This window comes from Teredinibacter purpureus, from assembly GCF_014217335.1.
GTDB classification, from domain to species: domain Bacteria; phylum Pseudomonadota; class Gammaproteobacteria; order Pseudomonadales; family Cellvibrionaceae; genus Teredinibacter; species Teredinibacter purpureus.
Window position 1 is genome coordinate 80,261 of sequence record NZ_CP060092.1, and the last position, 24,019, is coordinate 104,279.

The following is a 24,019-nucleotide window of genomic DNA, read 5'->3' on the forward strand; positions in this document are numbered from 1 at the left end:
CTCGCTGGAAAACGCGTTATGGCCATCGACTTTTCGCCTCAGAGGTGTTTTCGATATACAACCCAGAGACGCTGGGCATCAGCCTAAAAAAGTAGGCGAGTACATTAAAACAATAAGTAGATAAAATTTTACGAGGTTCAATATGTTGAACATTAATCGAATTAAAGACCTATCCAAAGGGTTACTCTTTGGCAGTTCTCTTATAATGCTAACCGCTTGTGGCGGAGATAAACTTGGCTTCGGTGCTAACTACGACTCACCTTTTGTTGAGCCTACAGCGGTGCCAGAACCAACACCAGCGGCCACTCCATCGCCAACACCGGAGCCAACACCAACACCAGAACCTACTCCCGAACCCGCCGGAGATAATCTACTCCTGAACGGCGATCTAGAACTAGGCGATGGAGATGATTTTACCAACTGGGGCAAATGGAATGGCGCCGAGAGCATAACAGCAGTAACAGATGACACCTGTGGCGGACGAGGCATGCAAGCTGTTGGCGCAGGCGGCAACGCTTGGGATACTCAACTAGGCAGCGACGCCATAACTACAGTCGTAGGTACAAATTACACCGCTTCCATGTGGATAAAAGGCGATGTTGCCGACGGTACGGTTCGCTTCTCTACCAGCAGTGATGCTGGCGCTCAATATCAAGCCGATCAAACCATTACGACTGAGTGGCAACAAATTAGTTGGACCTTCACCGCTAATGATGTGGCGACAACGTTAGTGCTAGATCTGGGAGCCTCCGCCGTAACCTACACAATCGACGATATAGCATTCGCGCAAGGTCAATCTGCCGTTATCAGTGCCTGCCCTGCTGTTGTCGCAAATCCCGACAACCTGCTCCTGAATGGCAACTTGGAGCTAGGTGATTCTGAAAACTTCACCAACTGGGGTAAATGGAATGGCGGTGACAACCTAACAACCGTAACGACCAATAGCTGCAGCGGGCGCGGCCTACAAGCCGTTGGCGCTGGTAGCAACGCTTGGGATGTACAGTTTGTTAGCGATGTCGTAACCACTGTCGTCGGTACCGATTACACGGCTTCTATGTGGATAAAAGGCAACGCCGCTGACGGTATCGTTCGCTTCTCTACCAATGCTGCCGCTGGCGCACTTTACGGTGGAGATGAAACCATTGGCACTGATTGGCAAAAAATCACATGGACCTTTACCGCTAATGATGTGGAAACTCGCTTAGTGCTCGACCTTGGAGTATCCGCTGTCACCTACACCATCGATGATATTGGCCTAGCTGAAGGAAGCGCTTCTGTTGTAAGCGCGTGCAACCTACTCGCCAATGGTGAGATGGAAGTGGGCGACGGTGACGACTTCACCAACTGGGGCAAGTGGAATGGTAGTGACGTAATGACAGCCGTCACCGTTAACTCCTGCAGTGGACGTGGCCTACAAGCCGCATCAGCAGGTGGCAACGCTTGGGATGTGCAATTTGTCAGTGATGTCGTAACCACCATCGTCGATACCGATTACACCGCCTCGATGTGGATTAAAGGTAACGCCGCTGACGGTATCGTTCGCTTCTCTACCAATGCTGCCGCTGGCGCACTTTACGGTGGCGATGAAACCATTGGCACTGATTGGCGAAAAATCACGTGGACCTTTACCGCTAATGATGTGGAAACCCGCTTGGTTCTTGATTTAGGCGCCTCGGCAGTTACCTACACCATTGATAACGTTTCATTAGCACAAGGCGAAACAGCCGCTGTCAGCACGTGTAATTTACTGTCCAACGCTGGTTTAGAGCTCGGTGATGCTAATGATTTCACCAACTGGGGTAAATGGAATGGCGCAGATAGCCTAACCGCTACGGCGGCTGAGGTTCACGGCGGTAGCCGTGCTCTACAAGCTGTAGGGGCTGGCAGTAACGCCTGGGATGTTCAGTTCGTCAGTGATGAAGTAACCACAGTGGTTGATACCGAGTACACCGCGTCAATGTGGATAAAAGGTGCAGCCGCCGATGGCGTCGTTCGCTTCTCCACCAATACGGCCGCTGGTGCACTTTACGGTGGCGATGAAACCATCGGCACTGATTGGCAAAAAATCACGTGGACATTTACAGCCAACGATGTAACCACACGACTGGTACTCGATTTAGGAGCTTCAGCCGTTACCTACTATATTGATGACATATCATTAGCCGAGTAACATTTTACTTCATCCCAATTGAACCGTCGCCGCCATTTAAGGCGATGGTTCTCAGAAGGGTGTAGCGAGACACTTTCTTTAGAATAAAAAAACCTCGGCCTAAGCAACCGAGGTTTTTTATGGTATACCTCTAAAAACTTTTTGTGGCGTAGTAAAGCCTACCCACAACCACTATTTCCTAAAGACCGCCCCTTAGCGCCGCTTTCGCCCACGAGCTTTCGAACGCGCAGGCAAGGCATGGTTGCGTTTGTCGCCCCTTGCGGTGCGTTTCTCTGTGCCGCCTCGACGTGAATTGGCTCGCAGCCGCAACTCACGCTCCTCGCTCGGCACCAGATGTTGTGGCGAATCACCAATGAGTTCACTTCGCCCCATCGCGCGCAATGCTTTACGTAAATCAGGCCAGTTTTCCGGGTCGTGATAACGTAAAAAGGCCTTCTGCACTTTTCGCTGCGTGCTATCTTTTGGCGTAAATATTTTTTTAGATTTGTACGTTAAGTGTTTAAGCGGGTTACGGTCGGAATGGTACATTGCCGTTGCGAGCGACATAGGCGAAGGATAAAACGTTTGCACTTGATCGACTTCAAACTCATGTTTTTTCAGCCAAATCGCCAAATTCATCATATCTTCATCTTCACAACCGGGGTGTGCGGCAATAAAGTATGGGATTAAATATTGTTTCTTACCCGCCTCTTGCGAAAATTTATTAAACATTTTTTCGAAGCGTTCGTAGCTGCCCATACCCGGCTTCATCATTTTATCCAGAGTACCCGGTTCACTATGTTCCGGCGCAATTTTCAAATAACCGCCAACATGGTGCGTGACCAACTCTCTCACATACTCGGGATCTTCTACTGCCAAGTCATAACGCAAACCCGATGCAATGGCGACGGTATGAATGCCTTTTACCTTTCGCGCTTTGCGGTACAACTGTGTTGTTGGGCTATGATCCGTATTTAAGTTTTTACAAATGCCCGGATAAACACAGCTCAGCTTGCGACAGGACGCCTGAATGTCAGGATCTTTACAATTAAGGGTATACATGTTCGAGGTAGGCCCACCAAGGTCTGAAATTGTGCCGGTAAAACCGGGTACCTTGTCTCGAATATCTTCAATTTCCTGTAATATCGATTCGTGCGAGCGGCTCTGAATAACACGCCCTTCATGCTCGGTAATAGAGCAAAACGTACAGCCACCAAAACAACCACGCATTATATTGACTGATGTTTTGATCATGTCGTAAGCGGGAATTTTTTGTTTACCATAACTAGGGTGGGGTATGCGCGCATAGGGCAACCCAAACACTAAATCCATTTCCGGTGTGGTCAACGGGATAGGGGGAGCGTTAACCCATATTTCGCGTTTGCCATGTTTCTGAACTAATGGCCGAGCATTATGCGGGTTCGCCTCTTGGTGCAGTACGCGAGATGCGTGCGCATACAGTACAGGGTCTTTGCTTACCTTTTCGAAAGAGGGTAACCGTATACACGTACGGCTTATATCGAGCGTGGCCTCTTGGCGCCGAAGCGGCATAGGCACTACGCGAATAGGCTGGGGAGCGTTATCGTCGACAACATCGACATCTTGGCTAGTCACGGGGCTGTTGCCGTTGTCACAGCTATTTTCTGGCACATATTCGTACGGGCTTGGCATAGCATCCAAACTTCCCGGCCAATCGATACGAGAGGAGTCTAACTCGGTAAACCCTTCGGGTACATGTGGCCGAATAACCGTTGTGCCACGCAAATCGTTTATCGTTTTAATGGGCTCGCCATTCGCTAGCCTATGCGTCAAATCCACAATAGCGCGCTCGGCGTTGCCAAAAAGCAAGACATCCGCCGTTGAATCAATTAAGACTGATCGGCGAACTTCGTCGCTCCAATAATCGTATTGCGCTATACGGCGTAAACTCGCCTCTATTCCGCCGATCACTACCGGCACGTCTTTCCAAGCCTCTTTGCAGCGTTGACTATATACCGTCACCGCTCGGTTAGGCCGCTTGCCACCTTCGCCGCCAGGAGTGTAAGCGTCATCATGTCGAATACGTAAATCTGCCGTATAGCGATTAATTAGCGAATCCATGTTGCCCGCGGTCACACCAAAGTATAAATTAGGTTTCCCCAATGCTTTAAAGGCATCGGCACTACGCCAGTCGGGTTGAGAAATAATACCAACACGAAAACCTTGCGACTCCAATAGCCGTCCCATTACCGCCATACCAAAACTGGGATGATCGATATAGGCATCTCCGGTCACCAAGATGACATCACAGCTATCCCACCCCAGCACGTCCATCTCTTTACGCGACATGGGTAAAAACGACGCTATGCCGTAGCATTCAGCCCAATAACGGGGATATTGCTGTAAGTCGGACGCTTGAATTTGGGGCATGGGTATCTCAAATGGCACTGTACAAAGGGCGCACAGTGTAACTGTTCGGCCTCGCTAGGCCAATAAACGAATCGTGCGAGTGCTGGCATACAGAAACGTACTGATTTCACTAACGAGCTATCGAGTGTTAACACTTGTCCTTTGGACGCACTAAATTGACGTTAACGCCGCATTGAGCCGAAAAAACGCTCTAAAATAAACACAGTATCCCCCTTTTTCCGCACGCGGTGGCACTCGATTTCAGACACGCATACCGGCTAAATCGATTAAAGAGTACAATGACGCTCAGTTAGCCCTATAGACGACTCGGCTTAGACCGTTATTGTATTAACGAACACGTAGCTTCTGTAAACGTCCTGACGCGGCTTCGGGGGCATCTCCCAGTTCAGCTTTGTTCTTCTAGGCTAGTTGACTATGCGCCGTCAGCATAAGTAAACCTACGGAAAATCATCATAATGAAAACAAAAAAAGATCATCATTCCGCTCAGCCAATTTCCTTCCACCGCTCCACGCCTAGCCAATTGTTTGATTATATTCGCGACGAAATCGTAGGTATGGAGTTATTGCCGGGTGAAAAGATCCCCGAAAATTTGCTTGCCGACAAATTTGGTGTAAGCCGAACACCGGTACGCGCAGCACTGGCGAGGCTGGCTTCACTCGGGTTTGTCGAAATTCGGCCCCAACGCGGAACATTTGTCACCAAGCTTAGTATGCATCTCATTTTAGAGTCACGCTTTCTACGTGAAGCCATTGAGGTTGCGGTCGCTTGCCATCTTGCGGAACATGCCGATCAGTCTCTATTCGATGATTGCGAACATATCATTGAAGCGCAACAAGAGGCCGCACGCAATGAGGACGCGCTCGCCTTTCAACATCTTGATGATCAGTTTCATCAAACGCTTTCGAATGCCACCGGTTTCTCACGTGTTGGCCAAGAAGTTGAGGCAGAGAAAGCACATATGGATCGGGTGCGTAATTTAAGCCTTGTCGAAGTTACCGGCCAATACGATCACGTGATTAACCAGCACAAAGCTATTTTGGCCGCGATTAAATCTGGCTCAACTGAAAAAGCAAAGCAAGCGATGTCTGCACACCTTAAAGATGTATTTAATATTTTGAAGGTTGCACCCGATATGCATCCAGAATATTTTGATTGATTGGTTGATTCTAATAATTAATAGCGGCGCCCATAAAAAAAGCGCCTACCGAAAGGCAGACGCTTTGATTGTAATGGGCTTTCAAAAATGAAAGCTTTTGCACAGAAATTTAGAAACTGCCGCGAATACCGAAACTATACGTTGCACCTGGGAAGTAGGCTCGGAACGTTTGGCTATCGTCTTCAAGGTATGAAGAGATAGGTTCATTCGTTAAGTTATACGCATCAAAGGTCAACATTAAACCGTAATCTTCCATTACTGGAAGGTTATAGCTTGCAGAAACGTCAACCTGCGCGCGATCACGCGAGAACAAGTCAGTTCCCCAAACATTACCGGCATCAGCACCTTCTTGGAAGTAATAAGTCACGCGTGCTTGGAAGTCTTCATTCTCGTAGTAACCAGTGAAGTTATACGAATCAGAAATACCACCGATAAGCGTGCCTTCATCAGACTTCTGGCTAATTTTGTTAGCGCTGGCGTTAAAGCCTAAACCTTCAACAATAACGTCCAAAGGTTGAACCCAGATAACTTCAAAGCCAGTCAGCTCAACGGTGCCTTCGATATTATCGTTGCTATTGATATTCACCATGCATTGCGACGAATTTACGCCACCACAAGACGCTAAATCCGCTGCTTGGTTATCGCTGAGCGCATTAATATCAATACCCCAGTCGGTTAATTCAGCAAACTGCACTTGGGTCGTTGACGCTTCGGTGAAGCCGGTGATGTTTTTCTGGTAGAAGTTCCAACCAAGGTATGCCATTTCAGTGAAGTAGTATTCACCACCAAAATCAAAGTTGGTCGCTTCAAATGGCTCTAATTCTGGATTACCGGTAGAAACGTTTTCAATACCATTACTGCTCCAGTTAGAACTTGGGAACATTTTAGATGGGTCTGCACGGGTCAAACTGCGCGAAACACTTACCCGTAGTTTAACGTCTTCAACAACATCCAATACCGCACTAAACGAGGGTAGAAGCTTACTGTACTGCTCGTTAGTTTCACCATTAAGGGTGGAAACATTCTGATCAGTATTGACATAACGAAGGCCAGTGTTTGTACGCAAGGGCTGACCATTAACTTCTAGCTCTTTGTTATATTCACCGTAAACGGCAAATACAGATTCAGAAATACTACCTACCGTTGCGCCAAATTGGTCACCAGTACCCTCCTCTGGTACATAAGCATCATAGTTAACTGCACTTTTCAGCCCAGCCCAATCAACCGCTGCAATACCCGTAATACCGTTATAGCCATCGATATTTTTACCCAGATCGTTATAGGGAGCATCAACGATATAGTTACCGAATTCAGCAACAAGGTTGGGCGCATTGGCGCTAATATGGTCGCCAAACGTACCGCCGCTGAACCCCTGAGAGTTCACGGTAATTTCATCAGAAGAAAGGCCAAACTTAAAGCCGTTACGCTCTGCATCTTCGCCTAAAGAAAAATCTGCGTGGAAACCGTTGGTTTCAGTTTGACGTTCATTGTGCTGATAGCGGAAAGTAGGGTTCTGATTTTCGCCTTCGTTACCATTTTGAGGGCCAGCAATCATTGTCCAACCGATATCCGCTGAAGACAAATCTTGGGTAAAGCCCATAGTGGGTACAATGCTGCTATCGGTATAGCCAAAATCGATCGTACCTTCTGGTGCATAGTAAAACACATAAGGTTCGTCACGCACGAAGTCGGACTCAGTGTGGCTCATAGAAACGTCGACACTTAACGTATCGTTAATCTGCCAGCTCATGCTTGGCATAACACTCGTGAAGTTCAACTCTTCTTCGTAGGCACGAGTTCCAATCCAGGGGCGCGCACTGTAGAAAGTACCACTAACTATACGATCGCCTGCGCCACGATCAACTAACTGAATATTTTCTGGAAGCCATGCCAAATCATTACGCAGTAAATTATTGCGGTAAATCAGCATTGCTTCTGTACGCTCCGATTCAGCATTAGAGTCAGCGCTAATAATATCTAATGCAAATTCCATGTTGTCATTCGGACGATACTCTAGCGATACCAACGCAGACACATTATCTTTTGTACCGGCACTAGACATCATGCGCATGATACGACCCATGCCGAAGTTATCTAATTGGTCATCAGTCAAACCCGATACGGCGTTAATATCGACCAAGTCACCCGCACTAACACCGGCATGCGCCGCAGCATAGTCTGCAGAGGCAATGTTGGTGTAGTTGAAGTTGTTCCAGCCGGTACTACCCTCAACACACTGTGCGGCGCGTATTGGATTGCCGTCGTCATCCGCTGCATCAACCCATTCTGCGGTACAACCGTTTTGATAGTTGGCATCTTGCTCAAAGCCATCAACACGAGTTTCGGTTGACTTGCTTACAACAGTGACTAAAGCGCCAAAAGTATCATTAGAGAAACTATAGGTGCCCGCAATTTTAGGACTCATGCTATCGGCAGTTTCACGGTAATCGCCGTTTACTGAGAAGCGGAAATTGTGTCCTTCGCCCATATCGGAAGCACGAGCAGTACGCATATTCACGTAACCAGAAACGCCACCTTCAAGCTGACCCGCTTTAGTCGTTTTATCAACCGCTAAACTACCAAACAATTCAGTCGGAAATAAATCCAGGTCAACCTGACGGTCCCGGTTACCCGCATCAAGGCTACCAGAAGACGCTACGGCAATTGAGTTACCATTCAAGGCAACTTTGGTGAAGCTAGGGCCAAGACCACGTACAGAAATCTGCTGACCTTCACCGGTTACTTCACGGTTAATTTTTACGCCAGGAATACGTGCCAATGATTCTGCCAAGTTAAGGCTAGGCATTTTACCCATATCATCGGCAAAAACTTCGTCTGAAAAGCCTACAGAATCGCGTTTTGCTGCAGTAGAGTTTAAGAGCGCACCACGGTAGCCCGTAACATAAACCTCTTCCTCTATCTCCTCGTTTTGTACTTGAGCCTGCGCGATGCTCGCTGTAATGCACAAACTCAGTAGGCCTGCTTTGCTTAATGTAAATACGTTGTTTATTTCCACAGAATGATCCTCTCTTATTGTCGCTTGTTTTTTGATCAGACCAGGTTCCCTCACCACCTATCCCGTCGCAATAACGAAAGGATAACGTTCATTGGTGCTTCCCATAGAGGTACCTGGAGTTCCAGAGTTCTTGTATACATGAACTCTGGATTGTGTGAATCGTAAGCTCTTCTGGTTATGGGGTCAATCAATAACGTTGCTTTTCCGCCTTAATATCGCAACGTACAATAAGACGTGTAACATCGCTTATTACGAGATTGCCGAAGGGGAGAGCGTTAGTGACTGGCGGCCCCGTAACAAGAGAGTAACAAGGCCGTTAAGGCAACCCGCACAACCATTATCACGTACTCGCCAATACCCATTTCAGCAACAAAAACACAAGGAATCGGGCTAAATCCCACACACGACTGAAGAGCGCCCCACCGAATTCATGGTATGGTTAGTGTTCACGGCACTTTACACCCCCAGCAGTATTCGCTTTCAAGTGGAACCGGTGTCTAAAAGCGCTAAGGTCTGAAAACGGCCAATAATAAGAAAAGGTTTGCGTTCGCACGCATACACTCAATCATTATTCACTCGAAAAACAATAACGATAAACTCATGATTAAAAAAATACTGACAAATACCCTTCTCAGCGCTTTTAGCTTGGCTATTGCACTGAGCCTATGTGAAATCGTCATACGCGTAGCCGGCATTGCGCCCGAAATTGTTTACGTGGAGAAATGGCGCGTTCGCCTCTCTGAAAACACACGCATTGGCTATGAACCCATTCCCAATTTAAACAGCGAAGGGCAATCGGCTCAGTTCTTTGGTTATATTGGCCGCAGTAATAATATGGGCTATCGCGATTATGATCACCCACTCGAAAAAGCCCCAGGCTCCCAACGTATAGCGGTTATTGGCGATAGCGTAACCGCTGGTCTATGGATTCGCGGTGATGAAAATACCTTCACCTCCGTTATGGAGCAAACTCTCAATCAACGCGGGCTAAAATCCGACGTTATGAACTTCGGCGTTTCAGGTTATAACTCCTCCCAAGAAATCGAGACTTTGCGTGAGCGCGGCCTCCCTTACAAACCGGATCTAGTTGTGGTGGCGTACTGTCTAAACGACCGGTTCCAAGATGATGGCAATATTTATGGCCTTCTATTAGCCGAGCAACAAAAAACTGCGCAAGAAGGACAAGCCAGCGCGGGCTCTATTAGCTTTGTTGAACGCCACAGTACACTCTTGCGTTTTATTCGCTATAACGTTATCGGCGTAAGCTCTGGAAGCACACGACAGAATAGTCAGGAGTCCGTTGATCAATTTTATGTGGATACCGTAGAGGGCTCATTCGCAGAGCTGGAGCAGCTATCGAAAGACTATGGCTTCGAAGTGCTTGTTGCGGTATTTCCAAATTTTGGAGAGAAAGATGAAGGTTTAATTGCAGAGAATTACGCCTTTGCCGACGAACATGCGTCCATTGCACAGTTGACACAAAAACACGGGTTCAATCACATTGATCTTCTTGCGCCGTTCCAGCAATGTAAACAAACGCTGCCAGAGAACTACACCATTAGTTTTGACCGCTATCATCCCAACATTGAAGGCAATCGTTGCGCTGGCGAAATGCTAGCCAATGCGGCAAGCAATATACTGCGCGCAAAGCCGTAACCACAACAAAAAAAGCGAAGCACTATGCTTAATAGTACTTCGCTTTTCAGTGGCTCATATTCAAACCACTTTAAGACTAAACATTCAGCAGCCTAAGTAGGAGCGAAACGCCCGCTTAGGCTGCTTCGTTTTTAAAATAAGGTATATATAAACGGCGCTACCGCTGAACCTTGTGCGAATACAATTAAAGCACCTAATAACAACAACACTAAGATAATAGGGGCTAACCAGAACTTCTTACGGGCTTTCATAAAGCCCCACAAATCGATTAATAATTCGCCCATTAGTAAGGATTCTCCATATGCGTGTGATCTGGCTTATGGCTTTCAACCCTAAAGCTAGATTCATCTGTTTCATGGGATTTAATGTTGGACGAACCAAAGAGTCGTACAACAAAGCCAACGGGTGTTATTAATACATAAAAAACAGCACCCAATAATATACGAGTGTTTATGTAACCCAACACCCCACCAATTTTCATCCACGGCACGTATACAATAAACAATGACGCGGGCCATACAAGTGCCCACACGATGAGTACCGCTGCCACTATCCACGGCCATTGAGGCATTCCATGCTCAAATACCCATGGCAGTAATAGGGCAAATATTGCCACAAAAAACGCCGCGCTTATAACCCCAAATTTACGCAATTCTACAGCGCCGGGGTTATCAACTTTTACAATGAAATTATTGCTCATTTTGTTTCCCCTTAGTCCAGCTCAAATTCTTCACGCCAATCACCTTGCTCTTCCCATTCAGGCTGCTCATCTTTAAACATACGGTATTGCTCGATAACCAAGCAATCCATTTCGGTACGCATAAAACACCGATAAGCATCTTCGGGAGAACACACAATGGGCTCACCACGTACGTTGAACGAGGTGTTAACCACCACAGGGCAGCCTGTTTTTTCTTCAAACTTATCAATTAAACCGTAAAAACGTGGGTTCGTCTCACTATGAATGGTTTGAATTCTCGCCGAATAATCGACATGAGTTACCGCTGGAATTTCAGATCGAGGTACATTCAACTTTTCTATGCCGAAAAGTTTGTTCTGTTCTTCCGTGGTATCAAAACATTTCTCTTTCTTAACCGGTGCTACCATCAGCATATACGGACTGCTTTCATCGATTTCAAACCACTCCGAAACTTTATCTGCTTTACACGCCGGTGCAAAAGGCCGAAAAGATTCACGGTATTTAATTTTCAGGTTCATGGTGGACTGTGTATTCGTACTGCGAGGATTACCAAGGATAGAACGCCCACCAAGCGACCGAGGCCCAAACTCCATTCGGCCCTGAAACCACCCCACAATTTTATCATCCGCTAACGTACCGGCGAGTTCAGGAAGCAGCTCCACGTCATCCATTCGCTGATATTTTGCGCCGATAGAATCTAGGTAGGCTTTAATTTCGTCATCACCATGACTCGAGCCTAAATAAGAACCTTTCATACTATCCTGAGGGTTCGCTTCACGCTCATTATCAAGATACTCATGCCAGCAACTTAGCGCAGCGCCCAGCGCCCCACCGGCATCGCCTGCAGCAGGTTGCACCCAAATATTTTTGAATGCGCCTTCGCGCAATAAACGGCCGTTTGCGACACAGTTGAGTGCTACCCCGCCTGCCATACATAAATTATCGCAGCCGGTTTCTTTTTGAACCGTTTTGGCCAGTTTTAATATGATTTCTTCCGTTACAACTTGAATAGAACGAGCGAGATCCATTTCTCTTTGGCCAAAATCTGACTCAGGCTCTCGGCGTGGCCCACCAAATAAATCGCAAAATTTCTGGCTGACCATGGTTAAGCCAGTGGCATAATTAAAATAGCTCATATCTAAACGGAATGTACCGTCTTCGCGCACTTCAATAATATTATCGTAAATTAAATCTACGTAGGTGGGTTCACCGTAGGGTGCCAACCCCATTAACTTGTACTCTCCGGCATTCACTTTAAAACCGGTGTAATACGTAAACGCGGAGTAAAGTAAACCCAACGAGTGGGGAAAATCTATTTCCCACAAAGGCGTAAGCTTTTTACCATCGCCCAGCCAAACCGTACTGGTCGCCCACTCTCCAACGCCATCCAAACACATTACCGCCGCTTTTTCATAAGGGCTGGGGTAATAAGCAGAGGCTGCATGAGAGCGATGATGGTCATTAAAAAGCAATTGCGGTAATTCTTTTGTTGGAATTCCACTCATTGCCGTTAGCGCTTTTTTAAGTGTCGCTTTCAAGAATAACTTTTCTTTTAACCACACCGGCATTGCCGCTATAAACGAGCGAATCCCAAAGGGAGCATAATGGAGATACGTTTCAAGCAAACGTTCGAATTTAACTAATGGCTTATCGTAAAAGACAATATGCGTTACGTCGGCCAATGATATTTCAGCCTCTTGTAAACAATATTCAATAGCTTTTGCAGGAAAGGCAGGATCATGCTTTTTACGCGTAAATCGCTCTTCCTGTGCAGCGGCAATAATATTACCGTCTACAACTAAAGCCGCTGCACTATCATGATAGTAAGCAGACAAACCTAAGATTATAGTTTTATTTTTCACGTGGATTCCTTCGCACTGCAACCGACAAAAGACTGGGGAATAGAGTTATGTACCAGTATTTACGACTACAACGCCCTTTTTTATTATTAAAATTTTAATAGCGTTTTGCCCATCAGCCCGTGGAATATCTAGTCGGTACGGCTGGACCGATTGAATACCGGCCAATTTTACCCGCTGATGCCCTGCAATTAATATTCGACCAGTTCTCTTTACTAACAGCAGGATCAGAAATACTAGCAGTTTGCTCATGAAATGCCCACAGCAAAGGGGCGCCAATACGCGCCATAGCGCACTCTTCACACCTATCGGCGTACACTGCGTTCGCTTCTCGCTGGAAATCTGGCGTATAAGCCCCAATAATAGCGTGCATTCATCTAATAATGACTCTGGAGCTTTACCATGCAGGTAAACACGCCCAATTCGACCGTAGATCGCGATACTGTATGGGAAACCATTCGAGACGAGTCGCAACAAGAAGCGAATATAGAACCCGCTTTAGCCAGCTTTTTTCATGCAACAATTTTGAACCACGATACACTAGAAAGCGCTTTAAGCTTTCATTTGGCGAATAAGCTGGCCAGCCCAGCCATATCCGCGCTGCAGATCCGCGAGATTATCGAAGACTCCATACGCCAAGACTGCTGTCTTGGCGAGACGGTGCGTGCCGACATAAGAGCCATCTACGATCGAGATTCTGCCTGCGAGTCTTACTTATTGCCGTTTCTCTACTTTAAGGGCTTTCATGCACTACAAGCCCACCGCATAGCTCACTGCCTTTGGCTGCAAGGCCGTAAATCTCTCGCGTATTTCCTGCAGAGCCATACGGCACTTACGTTTGGTGTTGATATCCACCCCGCAGCCAAGATGGGTAAGGGCATTATGCTCGATCATGCGACAGGAATTGTTATTGGTGAAACCACGGTTGTGGAAGATGATGTTTCAATTATGCAGAACGTTACTTTAGGAGGAACCGGTAAAGAAGCACATGATCGCCATCCTAAAATTCGTCAGGGCGTTCTCATTAGTGCGGGCGCTAAAATATTGGGCAATATCGAAATTGGCGCCGGCGCAAAAGTAGGCGCAGGCAGTGTGGTGCTAAAAGCAGTAGCCGCGCATACCACGGTTGTCGGTGTGCCTGCCGAACCCGTGGGCAAACCCGCCACCGATTCGCCGGCATTGGACATGAACCACCAAATTAACTGTGACCGCTAACCTTTTATTCCCAGGTGAAACTGGCAACCTGGGCAATGTGTTGAGCGCCGAATAAACACATCATTAAACGGTCTACGCCTAAAGCGACGCCAGCACATGCAGGCATACCGGCCGACATAGCCTCCAGCAAAGCATTGTCGGGCGCGATGGGGGCGCGCCCTAGCGCGACCCTTGCATCGCAGTCAGAATCGAAACGCGCTTTCTGCTCGGTGCCATCGGTAAGCTCCCAATAGCCATTGGCTAACTCTAGGCCACCCCAATAGACCTCAAACCGGCGTGCAATCTGTTCACCTGTCTCATTTAGTGTCACTCTAGCGAGAGCACTCTGACAGACAGGGTAATCGAATACGACCACGATACTGGCACCCAATGTAGGTTCAACCAAATGCGTAAACAATAGATCGAGCCACACACCTCTATCCTCGTCCTGCCAATCAATATCTAATCGTTCTTTCGCCAAAGCTCGCAACGCTTGCGTGCTGACACGATGAGGGTTCAACCCGCAAGCCTTTTCAAATACTTCCGCGTAAGTGCAATAGCGCACCGCCACCATTGGTTTCAGGGTCTGTAGTAACTCGACAACCTCTCTTGCTAATACCCGATCATCCAAGCCTAAGCGGTACCACTCGAGCATTGTGAATTCGGGATTATGATGCCGACCGGCTTCATCCTTACGAAAAGCCTTCGCCATAGAATAAATGGAGCCACTACCCGCCGCCAAAAGGCGCTTCATAAAATACTCCGGCGAGGTCTGTAGATACGCGTTATCACCCCGACGACAAACATCGTGAACTTGCAGGCTGTCTATATGAGGGTCTGTGACGGTTGTCTTTGACAGTAACGGTACCTCTACTTCATAAACACCTTTCTCGACAAAAAAAGAACGAATGTCGCTTAATACTCGGGCGCGCAGCTGCAAATTTTCAATTGAGGCGGTGGGCTGCCACGTCATAACCACTCCTGTTATACACAAAAAAGGCCAGCGCAATGCTGGCCTTTTGAATCATCATAAACATCGTTTTATTATTTGCTCGCACGACCAATATATTCGCCGGTACGTGTATCCACCCGCACAACTTCGCCTGTAGATAAAAATAAAGGTACCTTTACAACGGCTCCAGTTGACAAGGTTGCCGGCTTGGTACCGCCTTGAGCTGTATCGCCTTTCAAACCTGGATCCGTTTCCGTAACTTCTAACTCAACATGATTAGGGGGTAAAACGGCTAACGGAGATCCGTTATAGAGCGTTACCACAACAGTATCTTGCTCGCTTAACCACTTCGCCGCTTCACCTACCACAGTAGCGTCACCCTGGTGCTGCTCAAAAGATTCTGGCTCCATAAAGTGCCAAAATTCGCCGTCGGTATAAAGGTACTGCATATCTCGATCCATAACATCGGCACCCTCTAAAGATTCGCCCGATTTGAAGGTACGCTCCCACACACGTCCAGTTCTTAAGTTTTTCAATCGAACCCGGCTAAATGCCTGGCCCTTGCCCGGCTTTACTAACTCATTTTCGACAATGGAGCACGGATCTCCATCTAACATGACCTTTAAACCGCTTTTAAATTCGTTAGTTGAAATAGTGCCCATCGATACTCTCGCCTATCTGAAAACTGGCAAAATGCCATAAGTTACTGTTTTTAAAGGTTTTTGCCAGAAAGATATTGCCCGTAATACGGGGTAAAACGCCCAACACTACAATTTAGCGGCCACCTTAATCCAAAGTGACGCGCATTATACAGGAGCTTGGGGGCTGAGGATAACAAGAGCGAGATTGAGCCCCCTCTTTCACGCAAGGCAATCGAGCAGAGCGATGCTAATGGGCTGCGAAGCCCCACGCCTAACAGGGAGGCGCATGGCATTCTTATTCACTTTTTTCGTTTAACGATTGGCTAGGGCGTTTAATTTAGGTACCGCACATCGCCCGATAAAACCCCTCGGCAATACCCTCTGTCTCACACGTTAAAATACCGATACACAACCACCGGGTACACGCTGATGTTCAGTTTTTCAGTTTTTTTTCACCGCTACTAGAATCTATGTTTTACTACCTTTGTTAACCATAAAAAAATACCGAAAAAACCTAGCGGATGAAAACCGAAGGTCAATAAAACTAACCCGAAGATACCCTACACCGATTCCATTCTTTTCAACATGAAAGAGAAGGGCAAAACAACCGACTGCCAACTCAACTACGCAATGACAATTACAACAAAAAGGATAGCCCAATGAGTGCGAATACCTATACCCCAGCAACTACCGACCCTCTTAGCGTTTGCTTTGCCTTTCTCAGTTATATCGGCGAATCGCGTCCTCAAACCGAGGGTACAACACAGAAAATACTGAGCGACATACTCACGGTAATTGCGACAACGCCCACGCTCTGCCTAAACGGCCAGCCCGATTGGGAAATAGTGTGGGGGCCCAGTATTTATACCTACCCAGAAGCCAAGGCGCAAGACAGCGGCATGTTCGTTGCTCGCCAAATATCGGCGCCGAATAATTATTACGTTGCCATTCGAGGGACAAACGCTACGGCAACACTTGACTGGATATTTGAAGATTTTGATGTCTTGGGCATGAAAGATTGGCCCGGCGCACCTTCGGCAAAAATTTCCAACGCCACACACAATGGCGTTCATTTGCTATTAGATAAATTAGTGCCAGATTCGGGATTGCCCGGCGAGAAACAGTGCATCACAACGTTCCTTACAGGCCTTACGCAAACACCTGTGAATATTTGCTTTACTGGCCATAGCCTTGGTGGCGCACTGGCTCCCACCACCGCGCTGCACTTTAAAGATTCACAAGGCGTTGTTGGCGGATTTGACCCTGACTCAAATGCTACAATCAGTTGTACGGCTTTTGCCGGTGCAACGGCTGGAAACGCTGAATTTGCCGCTTACTCGAATCGCCAATTTGCTAAAGCCCCTATACGTCGAATTCACAACACCAACGATGTTGTACCTCATGCATGGGAAAAATCTACGTTAGAGCAAATGCCTAATCTTTACGATAGCATTTCAATTAAGCTCGACGAAAAATACAAAATATTACTCGATCTCATTATCGTTGCGACAGAAAATAAACACTACACGCAAATCGAAACATCAGTCCCTATAACATTCCCACTAGATGCGTCACAAGGGGATCAATATTTTTCGCAAGCAGGCTATCAACACGACCATTCATACCCCTTGATTGTTTTGGGGAATGAACAAGGGCAAGCGTTCTTAACACTAGTCGACAGCTATAAATAACTTTTTGTCGATTACATTCACCCCTACAGCACACCACGGTTACTTATTCCCGAGGCGTGCTGTAAAAACATACTCGCTAGTAAGAAGCGATAAGCCCATAAGGTTTGAATTCAGCAATTGCCGCTATTACCTCTGTTTCTTTTCGAGCAATATCGTCAACAGCACGACACAGTGCCGTAGTCTGACCATTCAAATCTAGGGCCATCGCCCCCACAGACGCTTCGATATTTTTACCCATCTCCTCCATTTTTTTGCCAAAGTCTTCCATATTCCCGTCAGAGGAAAATAGTTCACTCATCACATTGCCCATTGCGCGAAAGGTCACGTCCTCCATTAACGCTTCAACGGCCGCCTCAAATTCACGCTCGAAATCGTCACTATAAGGCGATTGGTTTTCATGTAGCTCTACGCCCCGATTAAAATGAAACGTGTCGGTCGAAAAATACGCGTTCACTTTTTCTTGCGAGAGCGCTAGCAACGTCTGTAATGCCTCGACATCTTGGGTCTCAAGTTTAAATAGTTCGCTAAACACCGACTCAGTGACGGTTTCAGCCGTTTTTAACGCGGCTATGGCCAGCGTATGCATCTCGGGTAAGATATCGCGAATAGCCTGCTGGTATTCTAATACCGCAAGCCTCTCATCGGCGTCTAAGCTAAGAGGTTTTTCCTCTAACGTCATATCACCGCCCGTCGTCATCACAACAACCGCTTTCTTGCCATCAATAAAATGTATTTCATTGGCAGAAATTACGAGCCCAAAACGTATATCTGTAGACTTATCGGTTGCACAGTTTAGCGGTACATCGTCGCCGCTAACGCTAATCGAACTCATAGATAAACCGAACATGAACAACAATACATAAGTAGCGAAAACGGTAATTTTTTTAGTTAGCATTATGTCTTTCCATTGAAAAAGTCAGTTTATAAACACGCACAAGACTGCACAGCAGAAAACATGCCAACACATAAAAGCGTTAACTTTCATACGCTTGGCCATACGAACAACGCGGAAATTGGTCAGCAGCACCTAATGGTTAGCCTTGCGCACCATTCATTAGTTGAATTGGCGAACCCTGCACAACAAGCGCTCGTGCACTTGGTTAGCCTTATGGCGATGACTTAAGATCTGCATGTACCGGAATGGAACACAAATGTTCACGTTAGCCAAGAGAAAAACGCAAAAGGGGGAGCGCTCATAGGCGCAGAAAAATAGAACAATCAACACTTACGGTACGCGCAAGAAAACATACTAACCCGTGCCGGTATTATTGCCTTACGCACATGCCGCTATCTACCGCGATGCAGACAAAAAGGCAGCGCCATTTGCACACTGCCCATTACCGTTTTCACATCAACAACACATCATATAACCGCTGCTTTGCAATATTGATCGATAAACGTTTGATGACTGGGTAGCTTTTCGACGGTCATGCCAATGGCGTCTTTCATACTGTTAAGATAAATCGCCAACTGGTCATCGCCCATTGTTTTCGCAAGGTGATGATAGTGTTCCGGTTCAATCCCCTGCCCTAACATTACTTGCGTCCAAGAGTCGACTCTAAAGAGTTCCCCCGCCGCCTGATAGGCATGACCGTTTTTTTGAAACAACGCAATGCGGTGGGCCAAAGTATCGGGGATATCCATATTTTTACATCGACGCCAAAAGCTCGAATCATCTCGTTGTGTGGCGTGGTAATGCAGTAAAATAAAATCACGAATACTGGTAAGCTCACCAACGGCCAAGGTATTGTATTGATCTTGCAAAGACTGATCGACGCCATTAAACGGAAATAACTGCATTAATCGGGTAATGCCCATCATAAATAGATGTATGCCCGTGGATTCTAACGGCTCTAAAAATCCTGCTGACAAACCAATGGCTACACAATTTTTATTCCACACTTTTCGCCTTATACCGGGGCGATGCTTAATGACTCGAGGGTCGTTAATAGGGTTTCCTTCCACCTCTCGTAATAACGACGCGGTCGCTTCGTCATCTGATATGTGACGGCTCGAGTAGACATAGCCATTTCCCATTCGGTTTTGCAATGGAATACACCAACGCCATCCTGCGTCGAGTGCGACAGACCGAGTCATAGGTAAAGGTGTGCCCGTGACGTCAGTTTGTACTGCAACGGCGCTATCACAGGGTAAAAGGTGAGACCAATCTTCAAACCCAGTTTCTAACGTTTGCTCAATAAGCAACGCCTCAAACCCCGTACAATCAATAAATAAATCGCCTTCAATCGTTGTGCCGGATTCGAGCGTTAACGATTCTATATTCCCCGTACTGGCATTTTGATTCACCTTGCTAATGGTTCCTTCGGTATGTACAACACCGTGCTCTATAGCAATAGAACGTAGAAATTTGGCATACAGCAATGCATCTAAATGATAAGCATAATTAATGGGTGATTTATCGGAGGTTGCAAACTTACCCTGTTTCGCTGCCTGTAGCTCTAAGCAGTAATCACCAAAGTCACTACTAAACCCTTGGGCCTTTCCATGTAACCAATAATGCTGGAATTCAGACAGCCAACTTTCTTTACCTGTCTGCCCAAAGGAGTGAATATAGCGATCGCCTTTTTTTCCCCAATCCTCAAACGATATTCCAAGCTTAAAGGTTGCTTCAGTCGCCTTCATTAAGGCGCTTTCATCAATACCTAATAACTTATGGAACGTACGCGCGGTGGGAATAGTCGCCTCGCCCACACCAATTGTACCCATCTGTTTTGATTCAACTAAGGTTATATTAAGCAAGCTTCCCAGCTTTTTAGACAGTGCCACAGCCGCTATCCAACCAGCCGTACCGCCGCCCGCAATGACCACTCGTTGAGGGGTGTTTTGATTATTACTCACAAGAAATCCTCTTTGTTTTTATTCTGCGAAGTACTTTTGCACAACGCGCAAATCAGACTCTTATCTTGGATCAATATTTTCCGGTTAAGTTTTAATCAGAAAAACCTGTTCATAGGGTATTACGCCTTCTTTACCCCTAAATAGTCGATCGCTACGCTATAGGAGGTAGGCACAATTGGCGCATGCCTCGCCTGCAAAGCATATTGCCGTTAACCACGAAGCTAAATGACAATACCTCTACCACAGCAAGGCTTAAACGGTTATGGCCTGAAAGGCATCAATTTAAATCGGAACGAATAGTTCTTAGCTGGAATTAAATACTCTTCATGCGACATAGCCCCCAACTATAATTGCCACCCACCCCCATTTGCTTGTTGATACCCACAATTATTCGAATGGAAAAACCGTCCCCATTCCCCTTGGATACAATAGGATTGTTGGTCTACCCAATAAATCATACAATTAAATTTGCCATGCGACTGAATTAAGCATGCACGGAAAAGCGAATAACGCTTCAGCGAGAACTTACGAGCACCTAACCGTTTTATTTTTCTGAAGTGTCGAGGTGTTATCGCGAGGCTGATGAAGTCTAGGTATAATGCGCGCCGAATTCGCTTACGCTATGGTTAATAGTTTAAACGTTACCTTTATTTACCCAGAATATGGTTACTCCTATGTCCTCCGCGTTCCATCCCCCGCATAGCGATGCCATTCAAGTTGTTCCGCTTTGCAGCTGGCAAGAAGAGCTGGGGCAACTTATTACATCACCAGAACAATTACTGGAAGAATTGGAACTCCCCTTCGAGATTCTCGATGAAGCACGAAGAGCCGCTAATCTTTTTCCGCTTCGCGTACCACGCCCCTATCTTTCTCGTATTATTAAGGGTGACCTCAATGACCCGTTATTGCGACAAGTAATGCCTCTGGGAATAGAAGCGAATGCCACCGAAGGCTTTACATCAGACCCACTAGCCGAAAAAGAGGCCAACCCGGTACCCGGTATTATTCATAAATACCACGGCCGGCTATTACTTATTGCTGCACCACAATGCGCCATTAACTGTCGCTATTGCTTTAGACGAGAATTTGACTACGGCGGAAATACGCCATCACGAGAACAATGGCAGACAGCGTTAAGCTATATTAGAAATGACGAATCTATAGAAGAAGTTATCATGAGCGGTGGAGACCCTCTCACCTTAAATGACCGTCAATTGTCCTGGCTATTTAACCAAATTGAAAAAATCCCCCACGTGACACGCTTGCGCATACACACACGACTTCCCATAGTTATTCCTGCCCGCATAACAAAAACACTGCTGAAAAACCTTGCCGCCTTAACGCTACAAACGGTTGTAGTGGTTCATTGCAACCACCCCCAAGAAATTGATACACCCGTTCAGCAAAGTCTCGTACAACTAAAGTCTGCAGGTGTCACTGTATTCAACCAGTCCGTTTTGCTGAAATCTATCAATGACAGCGCTAACATTCTCGTTAAGCTCAGCAAACGGTTGTTTACCTGTGGCGTAATACCCTACTATCTACACCAGCTGGACAGAGTTTCCGGCGCAGCTCATTTTGAAGTGAGCGATAGAAAAGCAAAGGATATCTATCGGCATATGCTTGCCGAATTGCCCGGCTACTTAATGCCTAAACTGGTAAGAGAAGAAGCTGGGGCTAGCAGTAAATCACCCCTGTAGCCACAACTATGTTTGATTGAAAGGAGCGTCACAGAGTATTCACTGTAACGCTTCACATCCAATATAGACGCTATACTGGGAAGAGTTTCGATCGAAATGGAGCCGCTCCAAGCGACAATGAGTCCAAAAGAGAATTTAATACGCTATATCGATAACTTACGGTTGCATGATGCAACCGTAAGTAAGTTGTCCTTCTGTAGCTCGAAAAAACCTGCGAAAGTAAAAGCGTGGGTGGAAGAGTTGCGCCAAACAAAAACATCAGAAACCAGCGCGGTTCTCTATTCAAGCCTTCCCGAATTTAGCCGTTTGAAAATAGACCCTGAAACCCGCTTGGAAATGCTTGAAGCCGTTCGGCCAGCAACGCAACATGCCATCGAAGGCCTCACTGGAGCCTTTATCAATCGCTCCGTGACCAGCTCAGCAAGCGCGCAAAAAACAGCCATTATCGCCCAAGGCATTCAAAAAGCCATGATCGATGGCTACTGCCGATGCGTAGCCGACTTTTGCAGAATAAAACGTTTCCGGCCGGCCCAAGTAGAACTTTTAGTCACCTCTTTACATCGTGCAATTTCAGGTATTGGTCTCGTTTTTTTCCGAAGCTATCAACTGTACTCTCAACCACCCACCGGCTTCTGGCTACATTTACATGCCTTATTTCAAATAGCCGATCATTTCGACTTACTAGCCAAACCGGTTAAAGACGCACTGCTAAACACCACTCGCGCAACCAATATTCAAACGGCTTACATGCGCGTACTACTCATGGGCACCGCAAAACTTAATCAGATCAGCCAAAAAAATGTAGCGCTCGTTTACGATGCGTTCGAGCTTTGGGCTCAATATGGGCGGCTGCATACCAGCCACCACCAAGACAAAGACATTTTCTATATTGTTAATATTTCGGCCGATCAACCGCCCACGTATAAATCTCGGTTCGACGGAAAATCGACGGATCGAATATTACAACTGAATTTCAAGGTGCTCGTCAGCCTGCTAAGCAAACACTCTCGAACCAATAGTTCGCAGCCCGCCGAAGACGAAATCGACCATGTCACAGGCAAACTTCCTGTACCAGCGGGGTTTCCAGATTCTCTCATGGACCACCTGCTTAATTGTTGGAGCAGTATCAGCCAGCGAAGGCAAGAGCGCCGAGACGTGCAAACTGTCGCCGAAGTATGTGTTGGGCTGGTAAATACGCACTACTATGTAAGCGGCAAACAAGCTTTCGACGATTTTACTGGCCAAAGCGATCTCGACGGTGGCCGCGACGTGCTAAGCACACTCTCTTCTAGTATGGCCTCGCCCTTCACTGACGCTCCCAAAGGCGCCAGCGAACAGGTCCCTACGCATAGTGTTAGCGTGCAAAATGTCAGCGCCGGTGGGTGCTGTTTGCTCTGGAAAGAAGATATCCCGCCGAAGCTTCAGTCCGGCGAATTAATAGGCATAAAAGAAAAGGGCCGACATAGCTGGAGCATAGGAGTAGTACGCTGGATACGTCAGTTCAAAGGGATTTCTCAACTCGGCATACAAACGCTTGCCAGCCACCCTAAGCCCTTCGGTGCGGGCCAGATGTACGATATGGGCGGCTATTCCGATTATGCGCGCGCATTCTATATACCCGCCCAGAAAAATGGCCAGAACCCAGCGTCAATCATTACCGCTTATGCACCCTTCAAAGAGACGGATAAAGTAAAAATATATGATGGCGAGTCCATATTTACGGTAAAATTGACCAAAACACTCTTTTCAACAAGTAGTGTTCGCCAATTTGCCTATCACCCCTTAGACTCGGCAAATAAAGAAACGAAGCCGCGAAAAGCGGGAAATCAAAGTTTCGATAGCGACTGGAATTAAAAAGGCATAAAACGAAGCGCTTCATTCGTTTTTTTGCTGGGTACTTCACACGGGCTATACTTATAGATCGAGTACACTTGCGCCCCTAGAAATTTATGCGTGTTGGTTATATTAAAATGACCGACCGACTCTGACAGAGTGTGTAATAACACAGCGTTAAACGCCTCTGACAAAGGTAACCG

Annotated in this window: 18 protein-coding genes; 8 read left to right on the forward strand and 10 right to left on the reverse strand. The window is 46.7% G+C overall.

Annotated elements, in window-relative coordinates:
* Positions 1-142: 142 nt before the first annotated feature.
* Entirely contained in the window at positions 143-2,170 is a 2,028-nt protein-coding gene (locus H5647_RS00270; RefSeq protein ID WP_082086901.1) for a carbohydrate binding domain-containing protein, read from the forward strand.
* 192 nt (positions 2,171-2,362) lie between these two features.
* Here H5647_RS00270 and H5647_RS00275 read toward each other — a convergent pair whose 3' ends face one another.
* Positions 2,363-4,558: a YgiQ family radical SAM protein gene (locus tag H5647_RS00275; RefSeq protein WP_045855541.1), complete on the reverse strand. Its 2,196-nt coding sequence runs from the start codon at positions 4,556-4,558 to the stop codon at positions 2,363-2,365.
* A gap of 455 nt (positions 4,559-5,013) precedes the next feature.
* On the opposite strand from H5647_RS00275, the gene H5647_RS00280 reads away from it, so the two are divergent.
* Positions 5,014-5,715, forward strand: coding sequence for a GntR family transcriptional regulator (locus H5647_RS00280; RefSeq protein ID WP_045855542.1), 702 nt, complete (start codon positions 5,014-5,016; stop codon positions 5,713-5,715).
* Between the two features lie 109 nt (positions 5,716-5,824).
* Here H5647_RS00280 and H5647_RS00285 read toward each other — a convergent pair whose 3' ends face one another.
* Positions 5,825-8,731, reverse strand: a complete 2,907-nt coding sequence (locus tag H5647_RS00285) for a TonB-dependent receptor (RefSeq protein ID WP_236074709.1) — start codon at positions 8,729-8,731, stop codon at positions 5,825-5,827.
* 600 nt (positions 8,732-9,331) lie between these two features.
* Here H5647_RS00285 and H5647_RS00290 point away from each other — a divergent pair.
* Positions 9,332-10,387 carry an SGNH/GDSL hydrolase family protein gene (locus H5647_RS00290; protein WP_045855543.1) on the forward strand — a complete coding sequence of 352 codons (1,056 nt, stop codon included), beginning with the start codon at positions 9,332-9,334 and terminating at the stop codon, positions 10,385-10,387.
* Positions 10,388-10,518: 131 nt separating this feature from the next.
* Here H5647_RS00290 and H5647_RS00295 read toward each other — a convergent pair whose 3' ends face one another.
* The 4 genes from H5647_RS00295 to H5647_RS00310 form a co-directional block, all read right to left on the reverse strand.
* A complete protein-coding gene (locus H5647_RS00295) occupies positions 10,519-10,671 on the reverse strand; it encodes a DUF5989 family protein (RefSeq protein WP_162926251.1) in 153 nt (50 codons plus the stop codon).
* Positions 10,671-11,087 (reverse strand): SxtJ family membrane protein, encoded by a 417-nt coding sequence (locus tag H5647_RS00300; RefSeq protein ID WP_045855544.1) that lies wholly within the window; start codon positions 11,085-11,087, stop codon positions 10,671-10,673. Before H5647_RS00300 ends, H5647_RS00295 begins: the two co-directional genes overlap by 1 nt.
* Before the next feature lie 11 nt (positions 11,088-11,098).
* A complete protein-coding gene (locus tag H5647_RS00305; RefSeq protein ID WP_082086902.1) occupies positions 11,099-12,949 on the reverse strand; it encodes a carbamoyltransferase family protein in 1,851 nt (616 codons plus the stop codon).
* Positions 12,950-13,061: 112 nt separating this feature from the next.
* Entirely contained in the window at positions 13,062-13,319 is a 258-nt protein-coding gene (locus tag H5647_RS00310) for a hypothetical protein (RefSeq protein ID WP_045855546.1), read from the reverse strand.
* Between the two features lie 29 nt (positions 13,320-13,348).
* Here H5647_RS00310 and cysE point away from each other — a divergent pair, with 29 nt between their 5' ends.
* The gene (cysE, locus tag H5647_RS00315; RefSeq protein ID WP_045855547.1) at positions 13,349-14,161 is read left to right on the forward strand and encodes a serine O-acetyltransferase; all 813 of its coding nucleotides are present in this window, start codon (positions 13,349-13,351) and stop codon (positions 14,159-14,161) included.
* Between the two features lie 4 nt (positions 14,162-14,165).
* Here cysE and epmA read toward each other — a convergent pair whose 3' ends face one another.
* Together epmA and efp are read right to left on the reverse strand one after the other, a co-directional pair.
* A complete protein-coding gene (gene epmA / locus H5647_RS00320) occupies positions 14,166-15,113 on the reverse strand; it encodes an EF-P lysine aminoacylase EpmA (RefSeq protein ID WP_045855548.1) in 948 nt (315 codons plus the stop codon).
* Positions 15,114-15,184: 71 nt separating this feature from the next.
* Complete coding sequence (efp, locus tag H5647_RS00325; protein ID WP_045855549.1) at positions 15,185-15,754, reverse strand: elongation factor P; 570 nt, start codon at positions 15,752-15,754, stop codon at positions 15,185-15,187.
* A gap of 638 nt (positions 15,755-16,392) precedes the next feature.
* On the opposite strand from efp, the gene H5647_RS00330 reads away from it, so the two are divergent.
* A complete protein-coding gene (locus H5647_RS00330; RefSeq protein ID WP_045855550.1) occupies positions 16,393-17,424 on the forward strand; it encodes a lipase family protein in 1,032 nt (343 codons plus the stop codon).
* 76 nt (positions 17,425-17,500) lie between these two features.
* On the opposite strand, the gene H5647_RS00335 is transcribed toward H5647_RS00330, so the two are convergent.
* Positions 17,501-18,319 (reverse strand): DUF2884 family protein, encoded by an 819-nt coding sequence (locus H5647_RS00335; protein ID WP_045855551.1) that lies wholly within the window; start codon positions 18,317-18,319, stop codon positions 17,501-17,503.
* Between the two features lie 60 nt (positions 18,320-18,379).
* Here H5647_RS00335 and H5647_RS00340 point away from each other — a divergent pair, with 60 nt between their 5' ends.
* Positions 18,380-18,547, forward strand: a complete 168-nt coding sequence (locus H5647_RS00340) for a hypothetical protein (protein ID WP_162926252.1) — start codon at positions 18,380-18,382, stop codon at positions 18,545-18,547.
* Positions 18,548-18,786: 239 nt separating this feature from the next.
* Here H5647_RS00340 and H5647_RS00345 read toward each other — a convergent pair whose 3' ends face one another.
* Positions 18,787-20,283, reverse strand: a complete 1,497-nt coding sequence (locus tag H5647_RS00345; protein ID WP_045855552.1) for a tryptophan halogenase family protein — start codon at positions 20,281-20,283, stop codon at positions 18,787-18,789.
* Positions 20,284-20,957: 674 nt separating this feature from the next.
* Here H5647_RS00345 and epmB point away from each other — a divergent pair.
* Together epmB and H5647_RS00355 are read left to right on the forward strand one after the other, a co-directional pair.
* Positions 20,958-21,983, forward strand: a complete 1,026-nt coding sequence (gene epmB / locus H5647_RS00350; protein ID WP_045855553.1) for an EF-P beta-lysylation protein EpmB — start codon at positions 20,958-20,960, stop codon at positions 21,981-21,983.
* A 117-nt stretch (positions 21,984-22,100) separates the two neighbouring features.
* Positions 22,101-23,837 (forward strand): hypothetical protein, encoded by a 1,737-nt coding sequence (locus H5647_RS00355; protein WP_045860903.1) that lies wholly within the window; start codon positions 22,101-22,103, stop codon positions 23,835-23,837.
* Positions 23,838-24,019 lie beyond the last annotated feature (182 nt).

What these genes read in the sequence shown, in the direction of transcription:
- H5647_RS00270 (WP_082086901.1), top strand. Translation starts at nt 143, where the DNA reads ATGTTGAACATTAATCGAATTAAAGACCTATCCAAAGGGTTACTCTTT.
- H5647_RS00275 (WP_045855541.1), bottom strand. Translation starts at nt 4,558, where the DNA reads ATGCCCCAAATTCAAGCGTCCGACTTACAGCAATATCCCCGTTATTGG.
- H5647_RS00280 (WP_045855542.1), top strand. Translation starts at nt 5,014, where the DNA reads ATGAAAACAAAAAAAGATCATCATTCCGCTCAGCCAATTTCCTTCCAC.
- H5647_RS00290 (WP_045855543.1), top strand. Translation starts at nt 9,332, where the DNA reads ATGATTAAAAAAATACTGACAAATACCCTTCTCAGCGCTTTTAGCTTG.
- H5647_RS00295 (WP_162926251.1), bottom strand. Translation starts at nt 10,671, where the DNA reads ATGGGCGAATTATTAATCGATTTGTGGGGCTTTATGAAAGCCCGTAAG.
- H5647_RS00300 (WP_045855544.1), bottom strand. Translation starts at nt 11,087, where the DNA reads ATGAGCAATAATTTCATTGTAAAAGTTGATAACCCCGGCGCTGTAGAA.
- H5647_RS00310 (WP_045855546.1), bottom strand. Translation starts at nt 13,319, where the DNA reads ATGCACGCTATTATTGGGGCTTATACGCCAGATTTCCAGCGAGAAGCG.
- cysE (WP_045855547.1), top strand. Translation starts at nt 13,349, where the DNA reads ATGCAGGTAAACACGCCCAATTCGACCGTAGATCGCGATACTGTATGG.
- epmA (WP_045855548.1), bottom strand. Translation starts at nt 15,113, where the DNA reads ATGACGTGGCAGCCCACCGCCTCAATTGAAAATTTGCAGCTGCGCGCC.
- efp (WP_045855549.1), bottom strand. Translation starts at nt 15,754, where the DNA reads ATGGGCACTATTTCAACTAACGAATTTAAAAGCGGTTTAAAGGTCATG.
- H5647_RS00330 (WP_045855550.1), top strand. Translation starts at nt 16,393, where the DNA reads ATGAGTGCGAATACCTATACCCCAGCAACTACCGACCCTCTTAGCGTT.
- H5647_RS00335 (WP_045855551.1), bottom strand. Translation starts at nt 18,319, where the DNA reads ATGCTAACTAAAAAAATTACCGTTTTCGCTACTTATGTATTGTTGTTC.
- H5647_RS00340 (WP_162926252.1), top strand. Translation starts at nt 18,380, where the DNA reads ATGCCAACACATAAAAGCGTTAACTTTCATACGCTTGGCCATACGAAC.
- epmB (WP_045855553.1), top strand. Translation starts at nt 20,958, where the DNA reads ATGTCCTCCGCGTTCCATCCCCCGCATAGCGATGCCATTCAAGTTGTT.
- H5647_RS00355 (WP_045860903.1), top strand. Translation starts at nt 22,101, where the DNA reads ATGAGTCCAAAAGAGAATTTAATACGCTATATCGATAACTTACGGTTG.